Raw genomic sequence first — 14,044 nt, forward strand, 5'->3', positions numbered from 1 at the left:
TTTATTCCTTTCCTACATTTCTATTAAAGCTAAGACTTCCGAGTTGTTTCATAATCTCCTCTTCCAAACGATGACTTTCTGTGAATTGTTGTGTAAGCGTAGTTTTATAATCGCTCATTCGCTTATTGAACTCTTCTTCCGTAATATCCACATAGTCTATCTTGATATCAAAATACTGTCCGGCAGAGAGGCTATATCCCTTCTCTTTGATTTCATCGTAGGTCACATTGACAGAGAAGTCATCCACAGCTTCCTTATTTTGAAAAGTGCTGACTATCTGGTCAATCTCCTCGTCACGAAGACGAACCTTTTTCAAGCCATTGCTATCTTTGTATTCCTCACCAAGTTTGCTGGCATCAATCAATACCACTTTATCACTCTTCTTTGAATCATCGAAGAAGAGTACAGAAACATTGGTTCCTGTGTTGGCAAAGACATTACTTGGCATGGATACGCAGCCATAAACTATCTTGTTGTCAACGATATGTTTTAGGATTTTGTTCTCAATGCCACTCTTGGCGGTGATGAATCCTGTTGGAATAACAATAGCTCCCTTGCCTGAGTTTTTCTTCAAAGAATTGATAACATGCTGGATGAAGCAGGTATAGATTGCCATGCTGTCTTTTTTCTTCGCTGGCACTTTTGGTACTCCTGCCCAGAAACGAGCAGGAAAGGCTGCTATCTTCTCTCTTGTATCGCTGAAATCCATCTTGAATGGTGGATTGCTTACCACAAAATCGAACTGGCGAAGGCTTTGTCCGTCATCGCTTTTATGGTAAGGTGCAACGAGTGTGTCACCTTGAATGGCATGATCAAGTGAAGATACCAAACCATTGAGCAACAGGTTGAGCTTGAGCATCTTGTTGCTTCGTTGAGAAATATCTTGGGCAAAAATAGTACAGCGGTCTTCTCCGATTTGATGTGACAATGCCATCAGCAAAGTACCTGTACCTGCTGATGGGTCGTAGCATTCAATATTATGGAGGTCGGCATGATCACCCACTAATAATCTGGCCATAATGGTAGCGATGGCATGAGGAGTGTAATATTCTGCATATTTTCCGCCTCCAGCTGTGTTGTAGTCTTTGATGAGATATTCAAAGATATTGGCGAAGAAGTCGTAATGCTCTGAAAATGCTTCCTCAAAAGAGAAATTGGCAAGCTTATCCACCATGGCACGTGCAAATGGTGCTCTCTGAGCCACATCTGTCACATATTGGGTTAATGGCTCAAAGAGAGGTATCTTGGTGTTTTGTGTGGTCTGTGTAGAGAATATGGCAAGATTCTGCTCCGCAATGTCGCTCATCGTATTGTCGAAGATAAAATCAAAATCACCCTTTGCCTGCTGGTTCCAGAGGTTTGCAATCAGATGCTCTGGTTTCAAACGTGGCAGGTCTGGAGACAAGGAAGCCAGCAACATCATGCGCTCCATGTCACTCAACTCACTGTAAGCGGTTTCCCATTTCTCTGCTGTGCAAATTTTCTCAGCATAGCGGTTTCCTGAGTGTTTGATGGCATAGCCAAACTTGTCATTCAAGAATTTATATAGGAATACCTGTGTGATAATTTTATACTCATTGCCGTCATTGCCCATGCCGTATGTCTTGCAAGTTGCTTTCAGGGCATCGATGAGGGCTACGGTTTTTTCTCTTATTGTCATATTTTTATATTTAATTACTTGGATATGTTCTATTATATTGATTGATGTATTGACGAGCTATTCTGGTTTGAATGAAAGTGAAATCGTCCATTTGAGCCTCTATGCTCGGATAATGATTGAGAGATTGGGCTATCTCTGTCATAACAGTACAATCGAAATATTCATCTTTCTTCAGAATGTCTGCACGGTCGTAAACTTTTTGATCTATTTCTGATTTTATGTCAGAAAGTATCGCCACAATATCATTATCATAATAACTGAAGATGAATGGCTTGTGCTCTTTCAATCTTCGTTGGTTTTCTTCGTGAATCCGCTTGTGGACATTGGCAAACTTCGTGTCACCATTATATTTCTTCAGCAAGCGGTTGTTGCTTTCCTGTAATTTCACCAATCGTTCGATGATTTCATCAAGCTCCTTACTTTCCTGATTAAACTTAGCGATACTATCAACGACGAAGCCATGCTCCTTGAATCTTTGCATGAAGGCATCACGCAGAGTGATATATTCAGGATCGTCAGGGTCTGTATTTTCTGTGAATTTGTGAATCACTAAAGCCCATTTTTCCTGTAACTCCTGTCCACCTGCTATCATTTTCATTTCTTCCTCTCCAATTTTAGAAAAATTGAAGCGGATGTCTTGCATAGCTTCATTGACGAGTTGCTTGGTCTCATCAGATATGGCAAAGGCTTCCTTTTGGTTGATGATGTCGATGTGGTGTTGCACTTCCTTTAGCATATCTGGGAGTTTGGTCAGTTCAACCTTACTGAAAGCATCCTTCAAGCTGTCATCACCGAATGTACGTACTATATTGGCACAATCCTTGGCTGAAACCAGCGCTTTCTTCAAGTCGATCAGCACTTGCTTGTCTTCGATGGAAGAAATCTCAGACGAAAAATCCTCTACATTGTTTGTCGTGTAATCAAACAATGTTTGGCGTACATCTTTCATCTGTCGAATCAATTCCTCAGGGTCTTCTATAACCTGTGAGAAAGTATCGGTGGTATGATTGCCATCCACTTCGTCTGGATTGTTGAATCGGTTCAACTCTTTGAGGTAAGCCTCGTTGGTCTCTTCAAAATTTTGCTTGATGTTAGCAAAGTCGATGACATACCCATAACGATTGTTCTTGTATGGTCGATTGACACGTGTGAGTGCCTGCAAAAGGTTATGGTCACGGAGCTTGCGACCAAAATAAAGTCTCTTTAAGCGTGGCGCATCGAAACCGGTCAAGAGCATATTGAAGACAACAAGCAAGTCGATGCTCATGTTCTTCTTGAAGTCCTTGATAATTTGCTTGCGAGTTTCCTTGTCATCGCTATCGTGCAAGATGAGTCCTACTTTCAATGGATGCTTCTTATAACCTAGCGTCGGTATGGCATTGGCTACCATCCACTCTTGTCCATCCATTTTGATTTGGATAGGCTTGGCATATCCATTGTCAAGTGTATTAGCAAAGCCACCATCCGAGAAGTTTTGAAAAGCCTCATATAACTTCCTTGCTTGTTCGCTTGTCTCGCAAATAACCATGCCTCCAAGTGTATCATCACCTTGTATCTTGCGGAATTTGGTTAAGTCGTCAGCAATGTAACGAGCTAACTCCCCGACATAACTATCGTGCTCCATGATTTGTGAACGCTTGATGTCTTTTTTATGTACAAGAGTTTCCAACTTATCGTAAACCTCAGACAGACGTTCCTTATATGAGGTCTCTATATCCTCACGGATAATCTTTAATGTATATCCGTCAGCAATAGAACGGTCATAATAATAAGTATGGAAGTAGCGTTGGAAAACCACCCTCGAAGCACAATCTTTCTTTAGCAGAGGAGTTCCTGTCAAGGCTATCTTGATGGAATTTGGATCTGCATCAAAAAGATTGGCTAGAAAACAACCACCAGGTTTGTAACCACGATGTGCCTCGTCCATAATGAAAACACGCTGTAGGTTTGTTGCGTAAGCCGGAAGTTCTACCTTTTGCTTGTCTTCGGCAAAGCGCTGGATGTTCACAACTGTTATCTCTTGCTGTCCACTGGTACCTTCTTGTGCATGATTGTTGCGGAACTGAGTCATTAATTCCGCACGAGTATTGGCTGTTGAAACAACGAGTCCACGAGCCTCAAACTCTTGGGTGGCTTGTTCTAGTAAGTCTATTCTATCTACTATGAAATAGAATTTTGCAACCATATTCTTCTTGGCATAATAGTCGGACAGAACATAGGTGAGATAAAAGGACAGAGCCGTTTTTCCACTACCTTGTGTATGCCATACTACGCCAGAAGTAGCTCCTTCTGAGAGTTGTTGGCGGATAGCGAGTGCGGCAAACATCTGCTGGTAGCGCATGATGTGCTTTTGATCGGTGCTTTCTATTTTACCATCTACTTCTTTCTCCATTTTAACGTATGCTATGCCATACTTGATGATAAAGAGCAATCGCTCAGGGCTGCACATGGAGGTAAGCATACGGTTCGTAGGAGTATTGACGCCAAGATTGGTTTGATACTCCGGTGTATGATGAATAACTTGACAGTTGAAGTCTGCCAAGATTTGTCTTTCTTCTTTTTGGTTGATTCCCTTATATGGATAATTCGCATTATAAGGTGCTATCGGGAGATTGGAAGGATTCTCCTCACGGAAGCAATTGAAGGGGGCGTTTTCTCTTGCAGCAGTGCAATAGAAAGCTCCTTGGATAGGAACTATTCCCCCCATCGTATCGTACTCCATATTATTAGAAAATATCATCAACTGTGTGATGTTGATGAAGCTACGAAACTTTTTGTTTGGGAAACGCTCTTGATTCATTCGCTTGCTTTCAGCTACAATTCCTCCATGATTGTTTGGCTTTTTTACCTCTACGAAGCAAAGAGGCAAGCCATTGACAAACAAAGTAATGTCTGGGCGGAATTCATCTTGCCCATTTTTACAAGTGAATTCAGCGGTAAAATGAAAAGTGTTGTTCTGAGGATTTTCAAAGTCTATCAATTTGATGGGAGATACAGCCTGTAATCTTTTGTAAAAAGACTTACCGAGGTCATCATTCTTTAGTTCTTGGCGAATGGAGCGCAAAATGCTCTTGAACCCATCTTTCTTTGCTGATGGGTTCAACTTATAAAATTGTTCTCTGAAAATTTCAGTCAATATATTCGTGTCAGGGTCATAGACTGTCCCTGCCATATCTTCGCTAATCTTTCCGAAATAAGAATAGCCTAATCGAGTAAGGTGAACCATTGCTGGCATCTGAACTCTTGTTGCTTCGTTGAATTTACTCATTGCTTCATTTTATTGCTTTAGATGCAAATATAGTGATTTCTTTTTATAAATATCTGATTCAAAGCTAATCTTTAACAAGATATAACAAAGAAAGTGAGCAGAGAGAGCAGAAACATAAATTCGTATTCATATGCTATCGAAACAGGCTTCATATGCGATTGAAATAGGCTTCATTCACCATCGAAGCCTATTTCATTTGGAACAGAAGGAATCTTTCTCAGCAACAAGTGTTATTTCTGTCAATACTTATAACCAAATTTTGCATACTGGTAAACTTGGAATCTAGCAACGAAAACAGGGCGTTTTGAGCATCTCGAATACCCTATTTTCTGCTTCTAATTAATCGAATACCCTATAGTTGTACGACTATAAAGTTGTAGTCGTACGACTATATAGGCTATAGTCGTACAACTGTAGAGTTATAGTTGTACAACTATAGGGGTTATAGTCGTACAACTATAAAATTTCTATTTCAACGCTATTAACCAGCAAAATCATAATCATTTGATTATTAACACATTACCATTTTCTTCCATATTTTCAATATTCCTCAAGAAATAAGAACCGTTTGAAAACACGAGAATCTCAGCAAGGGAAATGTATAAAAATAAAACAACCCGCACATTTGAGCATCGTTGAGAGGCTTGGCGGGTACTAGTGCTGCAAAGGTACGAAGATTATTCGAAGTTACTCCGCCCCCATGCGGTAATTCTTTGGCGACAACCCGGTATGCTTCTTGAAGAAGGTGCCGAAGGATGAGGCATTAGGGAAGCTGAGATCACTGGCTATCTGCTGAATCGTCATGTTCGTATTCTTCATCAGATAAATGCTGCGACGGATAATCGCCTTGAAAATCAACTGCTGAACCGTCTTGCCACATACCGACTTCACTATCACCGAAAGATACTTCGGAGTGAGACAAAGCTGGTCGGCATAAAAAGCTACCGTACGCTCACGCATAAAGTTCTCCTCTATCAGCTTCACCAACATCTCGAAAGTCTCTATCTTACGTCGCATCTCCTTACCTTCCTTCTGGAACGAAGCAGAGAAGATGCTGCAAAGACGATAGGTTACCGCCATCAGAAGCAACTTCTGCTCATGCAAACTGTAGGTGTCATGCTTCTCCTTCTGCTCTAAATCCAAAAGCATCCGGGCATAAGAGGTCAGCATCTCCTCATATCCCGTATGAGCCACCGTGCACGACTTGGGATAGAGCGTAGAATAAAGCCGCATGCTGACTACGGTATTTCCCAGCATATGGAGAATCTGTTCCACACGATAAAAAAGCAACGTGTATCGGAAGTCTGCAGAGACTTCCTGCACATGAAACAGGATTCCGGGAGAGAGAAAAACGGTCTCTCCCATAGACGCAACAAAGGATGTTCCATCTACACAGAAACGTAACATCCCTTGATGACAAACTACTATTCCGACATAATCAGAATAGAAAGGCTGCATCAGAAAATGAGGGAAATCATGAGCCTCATATATGATTATATTGTCTGTTATCTCCATTCTAAAAAATTGCTTTAGCTGCGAAGATAACAAAAATATCAATCTCCTCTGATGATTGCCTTGATTATTTATGATATTTTAGCAGAATCCTGTCGCTTCCGGAAGAATCTGCTTTCTTGTCTTTACCTTCTTCCCAAGTTTTTCTCATTCACATTCTTCAGCAGATACTCGCGGGTCAGCTCCTTGATGTTGCGCTTGCGCCAAGGTATCACGAGCATCAGTCCGGCACATACCAGACAGCCATAGAAGGTCCAGCCTGCCATCTCCTTGATGGATACCAGCGTAGCCTGAACCTGTACCTTTCCCTTCACACTCATGGCAGCCATGTTCTGCGCCTCGGTCTCTGTCTTGCCCTGATACTGCATGCCTCTTACCGTCTGGTCATAGGTCTTTGCCGTCTCCAAGCTGGTACGGTCGTAATCCTGTGCAAAGCGGGTGACGTAATACTGCTGGCGATGCTGAAGCACATTGGTGTAGAGCGCCGAACCGATGCAAGGGGCGATGACCATACGCACGGTGAGCATGATGCAGACCCAGGTGGACATGAAGCGGTAAGGCATGCGCTGATTGGCTATCGTGGAGATGAGCGAATAGAGCAGCATCATTCCCGTAGAACGGATAATGATAGGCCATTTCATACGCTCATACATGCCGTCGTTCTGTACCTCGAAATACATAAAGAGGGCGTAGCCTCCGATAAAGAGGAAGCCCAGACAGTACATCCACTTCAGATGAACATTCTTGGCTCGGGCGATGACCGCAAAAATCAAGCCCACGGTATATCCCACCATCACCCAGTTGCCCAGGGTGGCATTCTGCCAGTTGTCTATCTTCATTCCCACATTGGTGAATACATTCACGAACATGGCGCTGGAGTTGCAGACCATCAGGAGGAAGAACAGCATGATGCCGTAATTGATAACCCTGAGCTGGAATACCTCCATGATAAAATAAGGTGAGCGGCGGGTCTTCTCCAGATAGACAAACAGGGCGGTGAAGATGAGACAGACCACCGTAGAGTAACGGATAGTAGGATCATCAAACCAATCCAGCGTCTTGCCGAACACCATTACATAGGCAAACGAGCAGAGCATGATGCTGAACACCGTGACATTGCCGAACTTCGACATCGTAATCGGGAACTTCGGCATCGGATACTTATGATAAGGCATGGTGAAGAACACGATGATGATGCCCGCCAGCATGAATGCCATCATGAAATGATACACATACTGCCACTCGTAAGCATAGGCAAGCCAAGCCGTGAGCCAGGTGCCCAACTGTCCGATGATCATGAAGAAGAGATAGATGACCGGCTGGGACACCATCTTTTCTGAATCCACCGCATCCCAAGCCTCCTCGGTGGTAGGCTCGCAACCCGGCGTGATATTCTTCGTTGCCTCGATACCGAAACCATATCGGATGAGTACAAAAAGATGCGCCATCAGAAGCGTCTGGCGAACAAAACCCATCAGCAGACTGCACAGTCCGAGGATGAACAGCGAATCGGTCTGGGCGCAGACAAAACTGAGCAAAAAGAGAATGGAGAATCCCACGATACACATCATCTTCTCTCTCCGGATGCACACCAGTTCGTAGAAGAACGGCGAGAAAGCCGCCATTCCTATCGACGTGCAGAAGCCCGCAAAGGCGATGTATTCCGACTGGATGCCCAGTCCGCTCATCATCTCTCCGCTGTTGGCGGAATAGACACCACTCATCGTAATCATCGGCACGAAGAGGATAATCATGAAGATGATGCCAAGCGGTTTCGGCACCCAGTCATAGAACGGATAATTCTTATATTCTTCTTCCATATATTACTTCATTTCCTTCAAGCTACTTTTTATTTCTCTCCGCCTTCACAATCACCATCATACCTGCTGCCAGGCGGGCATTGTCTTCCTTACTGAGGTTAGTGAAGTCGATTCTTACAGGCACACGCTGCTGGATCTTCACGAAGTTGCCGGCTGAGTTATCGGTAGGAACAAGAGAATACTTGGAACCGGTAGCACCGGAGATAGCGGTAACGGTGCCCTCAAACTCCTTGTTGCTGATGGCATCCACCGTCATGCGTACCTTCTGCCCCACATAGAGATTCTCTACCTGAGTTTCCTTATAGTTGGCGATGACCCACTTTTGGGCATTAGGAAGGATATAGGTGATGGTGGTTCCGGCGCTTACCATCTGTCCCTCTTCCAGGGTGCGGCGACCCAACTTACCATCACATGGTGCAACAACCACACAATAAGAGAGGTTCAGCTTCGCCATCTCCACCGCAGCCTCAGCCCGTTGGATGGCAGCAGCCACATTCTGCTTGCGGGTAACTACCTCGTTCACGCCCTTATAGGCAGCAGCCTGCTGTCGCTTTACCGACTCCAGTTTCTTCTTGGTAGCCGCATATTCCACTTCCAGCTGCTCCAGCTGGATAGGTGTAGCCGCCTTCTTCTCTACCAGGTTGCGATAGCGCTCGCAGTCTTTGGCAAGTTTGGCAAGGCGCACCTCTATCTCATCAATAGATGCCGAATAGACGGAAGCCGAAGTCTGGGTGGTCTGCTGGGTAGCATCAATCACGTTGGCACCCGCCTTGGCATCCTTCAGTGCCGCCTCAGCCTCCATCAGGCGGATGCGATACTCACGGTCGTCGAGGATAAGAAGGGTATCACCCTTATGAACCTCCTCGTGTTCCTTGAAGCAAACCTTGGCGATATAGCCCGATGCACGGAGGTTGACAGGAGAGATATACTGCTCTACCTGGGCATCATTGCTGGTTTCGTTGGCATTATAATCCAGAAAAAGGCAGACGATCTTCCAGAGACCGAAGGCGAGAATGGCTACGCCGATGAGACTGGCGATGATCTGACGGATGCGCTGCTTCTTCAGTTTCTTCTGCATTTCCTCGTGAGAAGTCTGAGTGGTTGCTGCATTATCCTCACGAGCGGTTTCTATCTTGTTGTTTTCGTTCTGTTCCATTGTTATATTCTGATTGATTGTTCTTATTATTACATGATTACTTTGCTATTTTACCTGGTCCAACTGTCCGGTGAGTTTCAGGAGCGAGAGATTCGCCACCTTATATTTATAATAGGCGGTGAGATAATTGTTCATGGCTTCGCTCATGCGCATCTCATCCTGAAGAACGGCGGTCATCGTTCCTACACCTTCCTTATACTGGTCGGCAGTTACGCTATATACATCCTGCGCCAGGGTGTAGTTGTCAAACTGCTTCTTGTAGTTGCGCTGACTGTTGTTCACCTCGCTCACGGCGTTCATATAGTTTGCCTGCATGCCTTTCAAGGCATCCTCGTATCCGATGCGGGCATTCTCCTCCTCCACCTTGGCACGTCTGATCTTGGAACGCTTCTCGAAACCATCAAAGACTGGCACTCTCAGCTGGATGCCGATGCCGTTGGAACCATACCAGTGGTTGGATTCGCCCGAATGAATCCAATGTTCTATCTTATCGGTGAAGGCAGAATACATCAGGCTTCCGGTAAGGCTCACCGATGGCAGATAACCGTCCTTGGCGAGCTTTGTCTGCTTCTGGGCAAGTTCCTTTCTCTTCTCCAGAAGCTGGAGTTCGTAGAGATTGGTGTTCAGTCCGTTGGCATTCACCGTTTCTATCTCCCCCGGATTCACATCACTTACCTTGATTTGCCTTTCTGCAGGATAATCTATCACATACTTGAGCATGGTATATTGCTGGTCGAGCATAGCGATGGCGTTATCGCGCTGCACGGTGAGATTCTCGATGTTGAGTTTCACACGCTTCACATCCACCTCCAGACTCATCTGATTATCGTAGAAAGCCTTGGTAATACCATAGAGTTCCTCCAGACGCTTGATGTTGTCGTTCACCAGACGGATCTGCTCAGCCGTATTCTGCGCCATATAATACATCTTGGCGGTCTGCACGATGAGATCTTCACGTGCCTTCTCGTAAGAGAGCTGGTTGAGATGGTCTGCAATCTTGGCAATGTCGATGGCAGTATTCACCATCTGGTTGTAGAGTGGCATCTGGAGCTGCAAGCCTGCCGAAGCATTATACTGCAGGGTTTTGGTTACATTATAAGGTTTGCCGTAGGCAGAACCATCCGTCACGGAAACGGGAGGGGTGAAGTTGTCGTTCAACTGTGCCACGGCATTAATCTGCGGCAACAGCTTCGCCTGGTTCTCGCTGATGGAATACTTTCCCTTAGCAATCTCGTTCCTGCTTTTCTGCAGCGACAGGTTGTTATCCACTGCCATCTGCAGGCACTGGCTCAGCGACAGAGTTTCCTGCGCCATCATAGCAGAAAAAGCCCCGAGAGCCAGACAAAAACACAATATCTTTTTCTTGTTCATCTTTAATATGTTTCTTATGATATACAATATGATTGTTTTCTGGTGCAAAGGTACTGCTTTTCTGTCGATTATCACTATTCACAAAATATCACAAAATGTTCAAAATTGCCGTTTCTTTTCCATATCTGTATCCAGAAAACAAAAATCCCTCACAGATGTCGTCTGTGAGGGAAGTGTTTATTTTTTCAGTTTATACATTTTTACCCAATCAATCTCCATTTTCACCGGCAACTGGGATGGGTCTGCCTTTCCTACCCAGCTGCCTTCTATCTGCATATCAATGAGCAGGTAAAAAGAATCACCGAAAGGATACTGTCCTTCCTTATCGGTCTGAATGCGAGGATAGGAGAAGGTCTTCTCACCATTGATAGAGAAGATGAGTTCATCTGGCAGAATCTCTACCGCATACACATTATATCCATTGGTATCTATCTTGCCAGTAGCAAAATGAGGAGGATTGGAATCCAGCTTCAGGGTATGCGTATAATAGGTATGAACAGTCTGATAAGCCATCGGATCATAGTTGAGATGCTCCATGATGTCGATTTCTCCACCCATTGGCCAGGCAATATCTCTATCCGGTAACATCCAGATTGCTGGCCAAGCGCCCTGTGCCTGTCCCAACTTGGCTCTTACTTCCACCTTACCATATTCTATCGTCTTCTTGTGCTTGGTGTATAAGCCGCCGGTGACAAAGCGTGCAGTATCAGCTTCCAACTTGCCATCACCGTTCAGATCATACTGATAGGTACCATCATTATTTACGCCATAGAGGATGAGTTTGCCGTCCTTTACTTCATAGAGACGGTCGTCATAAGACATGTGGCGCTTCCAGTCGGGTCTGTCACGCGGAATCTTACTCCATGATTTAGCATCAAAGGAGCTTCCCTTGAAATCTTCCTGCCAAACCAGTTTGTACTTGTTGCTTTTGTTAGTCTTGTTGTCTTTGGCCATGCCTGGAATGCCCAACAGCATCAGCAGGCAGCACGCCATCCATGTAGATTTCATGTTCATAGTTACTGATATTTTTAAATCCAAAAATTAGGATTTCATTTTATAGACGTTGGTTTCTCTCTTTTCGAAGCCCAGGCTCTGATAGAGCTGGTTGGCAACGACACGGGATGGGCGCGAGGTGAGCATCAGCGTTACCTCTCCCCTCTTCCTGCACAGTTCCATCACCTGCAGAATCATCAGCTTGCCATATCCCTTGCCACGAAAGTTTCTATCCACCACCACATCTTCTATCCATGCCTTCCATCCGGTAGGGCATTGATAAAGGCAGAGGGTGGTCATACCGATGAATTGTCCATCGGCTTCCAAGACATAGAGATGACTTTGGGATGAGGAGAGCAAAGAGTTCAATTTTTCCTCGGTGATAGTATGTACGCTATCACTCAACTGCGACAATAAGTTATTGATACTTGCCAAATAACCTGGTTTCAATTCTGTTAATTCTATCAATCTAGGTTCTTTCATGGTGCAAACTTAGCATATATTTCGGAGATTGCCAAGAATTGCAGGGAATATTTTATTTTTTTAATAAAAGAAGAAAGGGCAAAAGCTTTTTAAATTCAAAGCTTTTGCCCTTCATATTTTTACTTCCAAGGATTCTCGGTTGGATAAGGCAGGCTAGCTGGCTGGTTGTAAGCGATATCCTTGATGCCAAGATACTTGAATACCTCGAACAGGGTCTTGCCTACATGAGAGAAAGCTACTGCTCCGTGGTGTGGATAGCCCTTCTGAACCAAGACGTGGCGATAGAAGCGGCCCATCTCGTTGATGGCGAAGATACCGATACCACCGAATGAACGTGTAGGAACATCGAGAACCTCACCCTCTGCGATGTAAGAACGGAGGTTACCCTCTGAATCGCACTGCAGACGATAGAATGTGATGTCAGATGCAGCGATATCACCCTCCAAAGTACCACGGGTGAAGTCTGGTGTGCCACCATTCTCCAACAAACGATTCTGGATCAACTGATACTTGATCTTACGGCTAGAGCACATCTTGCACTGTGGAGTGTTACCACAGTGGAAGCCCATAAAGGTATCAGTCAACTTATAGTCGTACTTGCCCTTGATATCCTCATCATAGATATACTGAGGAACAGAGTTGTTGATGTCGAGCAATGTAACGGTATCATCAGATGCACACATACCGATGTACTCAGACAATGCACCATAGATATCAACCTCGCAAGCTACAGGAATACCGCGGCTAACGAGACGGCTGTTAACATAGCAAGGCTCGAAACCGAACTGGCTTGGGAAGGCTGGCCAGCACTTGTCTGCGAATGCTACATACTGGCGAGAACCCTTGTGAGCCTCTGCCCAGTCGAGCAATGTCAACTCAAACTGTGCCATTCTGCGGCTGAGATCAGGATAGTAGCATCCCTCGCCCATCTCCTTTGCCATATCAGCGCAAACCTCGTCGATACGTGGATCGTTCTCGTGCTCCTTGTAAGCTACGAGGAGGTCGAGCTCTGAGTTTTCCTCAATCTCTACACCGAGTTCATACAAGCCCTTGATTGGAGCGTTGCAGGCGAAGAAGTCCTGAGGACGTGGACCGAAAGTGATAATCTTCAAGCCCTTCAAACCGAGGATGACGCGAGCCACAGGTACGAAGTCTGCAATCATCTTAGCTACTTCCTCTGCTGTACCAACAGGGTACTCTGGAATATAACCCTTCAAGTGGCGCATACCGAGGTTGTAAGAGCAGTTGAGCATACCGCAGTATGCATCACCACGACCATTGATCATGTCGCCATCACCTTCAGCAGCTGCTACGAACATAACAGGACCATCGAAGTTCTTTGCAATCAAAGTCTCAGGGGTCTCAGGACCGAAGTTACCAAGGAATACAACCAGAGCGTTGCAGCCCTGCTCCTTCACTTCAGCCACAGCCTTGAGCATATCTTTCTCGTTCTCAACTGTAGTCTGACAGTTGAAAATCTCACCTTTGTACTCTTTTACGATGTTCTCACGGCGCTGAGTAGAAAGCGCAATTGGAAAACAGTCACGGCTAACGGCAATGATGCCGAGCTTTACTTGTGGAATGTTGTTGCTTACCATAATTCTTGTGTTTTATATTAAGTTTTTATATAATCGACTTGTTTTTGCTGAGCGCAAAGGTACTAATATTTTTTGTTTCAGCAAGCATTTTAAGAGTTTTTTTATGGTGAAAAAAGTTAAAAACAGAAGATTTCCGCTGGAATGAAACATCCGATAAAGTTCCTGAAACATTTCATACACATC

General features: G+C 44.7%; 9 protein-coding genes. All 9 read right to left on the reverse strand.

Annotated features, from left to right (window positions below; translation table 11 throughout):
- Nucleotide 1 precedes the first annotated feature (1 nt).
- Entirely contained in the window at nucleotides 2–1,660 is a 1,659-nt protein-coding gene (locus DXD25_RS08550; RefSeq protein WP_117662934.1) for an N-6 DNA methylase, read from the reverse strand.
- Nucleotides 1,661–1,670: 10 nt separating this feature from the next.
- Nucleotides 1,671–4,928, reverse strand: a complete 3,258-nt coding sequence (locus DXD25_RS08555; protein ID WP_117662936.1) for a type I restriction endonuclease subunit R — start codon at nucleotides 4,926–4,928, stop codon at nucleotides 1,671–1,673.
- A 687-nt stretch (nucleotides 4,929–5,615) separates the two neighbouring features.
- Nucleotides 5,616–6,443 carry an AraC family transcriptional regulator gene (locus tag DXD25_RS08560; protein ID WP_117662937.1) on the reverse strand — a complete coding sequence of 276 codons (828 nt, stop codon included), beginning with the start codon at nucleotides 6,441–6,443 and terminating at the stop codon, nucleotides 5,616–5,618.
- A 122-nt stretch (nucleotides 6,444–6,565) separates the two neighbouring features.
- Entirely contained in the window at nucleotides 6,566–8,260 is a 1,695-nt protein-coding gene (locus DXD25_RS08565; RefSeq protein ID WP_117662939.1) for an MFS transporter, read from the reverse strand.
- Nucleotides 8,261–8,282: 22 nt separating this feature from the next.
- Nucleotides 8,283–9,338, reverse strand: a complete 1,056-nt coding sequence (locus DXD25_RS08570; protein ID WP_370453410.1) for an HlyD family secretion protein — start codon at nucleotides 9,336–9,338, stop codon at nucleotides 8,283–8,285.
- Between the two features lie 123 nt (nucleotides 9,339–9,461).
- The gene (locus DXD25_RS08575; RefSeq protein ID WP_117662941.1) at nucleotides 9,462–10,787 is read right to left on the reverse strand and encodes a TolC family protein; all 1,326 of its coding nucleotides are present in this window, start codon (nucleotides 10,785–10,787) and stop codon (nucleotides 9,462–9,464) included.
- A 177-nt stretch (nucleotides 10,788–10,964) separates the two neighbouring features.
- Entirely contained in the window at nucleotides 10,965–11,801 is an 837-nt protein-coding gene (locus DXD25_RS08580) for a glycoside hydrolase family 16 protein (RefSeq protein ID WP_370453409.1), read from the reverse strand.
- A gap of 27 nt (nucleotides 11,802–11,828) precedes the next feature.
- Nucleotides 11,829–12,248 carry a GNAT family N-acetyltransferase gene (locus DXD25_RS08585; protein WP_158556317.1) on the reverse strand — a complete coding sequence of 140 codons (420 nt, stop codon included), beginning with the start codon at nucleotides 12,246–12,248 and terminating at the stop codon, nucleotides 11,829–11,831.
- A gap of 134 nt (nucleotides 12,249–12,382) precedes the next feature.
- Nucleotides 12,383–13,861 carry an L-fucose/L-arabinose isomerase family protein gene (locus DXD25_RS08590; protein ID WP_117662945.1) on the reverse strand — a complete coding sequence of 493 codons (1,479 nt, stop codon included), beginning with the start codon at nucleotides 13,859–13,861 and terminating at the stop codon, nucleotides 12,383–12,385.
- Between the last annotated feature and the right edge of the window lie 183 nt (nucleotides 13,862–14,044).

Source organism: Prevotella sp. TF12-30, assembly GCF_003436715.1.
Taxonomy (GTDB): Bacteria; Bacteroidota; Bacteroidia; order Bacteroidales; family Bacteroidaceae; genus Prevotella; species Prevotella copri_A.

Coding starts and splice junctions, on each gene's coding strand:
- DXD25_RS08560 (WP_117662937.1), bottom strand. CDS start 6,443: ATGGAGATAACAGACAATATAATCATATATGAGGCTCATGATTTCCCT.
- DXD25_RS08565 (WP_117662939.1), bottom strand. CDS start 8,260: ATGGAAGAAGAATATAAGAATTATCCGTTCTATGACTGGGTGCCGAAA.
- DXD25_RS08590 (WP_117662945.1), bottom strand. CDS start 13,861: ATGGTAAGCAACAACATTCCACAAGTAAAGCTCGGCATCATTGCCGTT.
- DXD25_RS08550 (WP_117662934.1), bottom strand. CDS start 1,660: ATGACAATAAGAGAAAAAACCGTAGCCCTCATCGATGCCCTGAAAGCA.
- DXD25_RS08575 (WP_117662941.1), bottom strand. CDS start 10,787: ATGAACAAGAAAAAGATATTGTGTTTTTGTCTGGCTCTCGGGGCTTTT.
- DXD25_RS08580 (WP_370453409.1), bottom strand. CDS start 11,801: ATGAACATGAAATCTACATGGATGGCGTGCTGCCTGCTGATGCTGTTG.
- DXD25_RS08570 (WP_370453410.1), bottom strand. CDS start 9,338: ATGCAGAAGAAACTGAAGAAGCAGCGCATCCGTCAGATCATCGCCAGT.
- DXD25_RS08555 (WP_117662936.1), bottom strand. CDS start 4,928: ATGAGTAAATTCAACGAAGCAACAAGAGTTCAGATGCCAGCAATGGTT.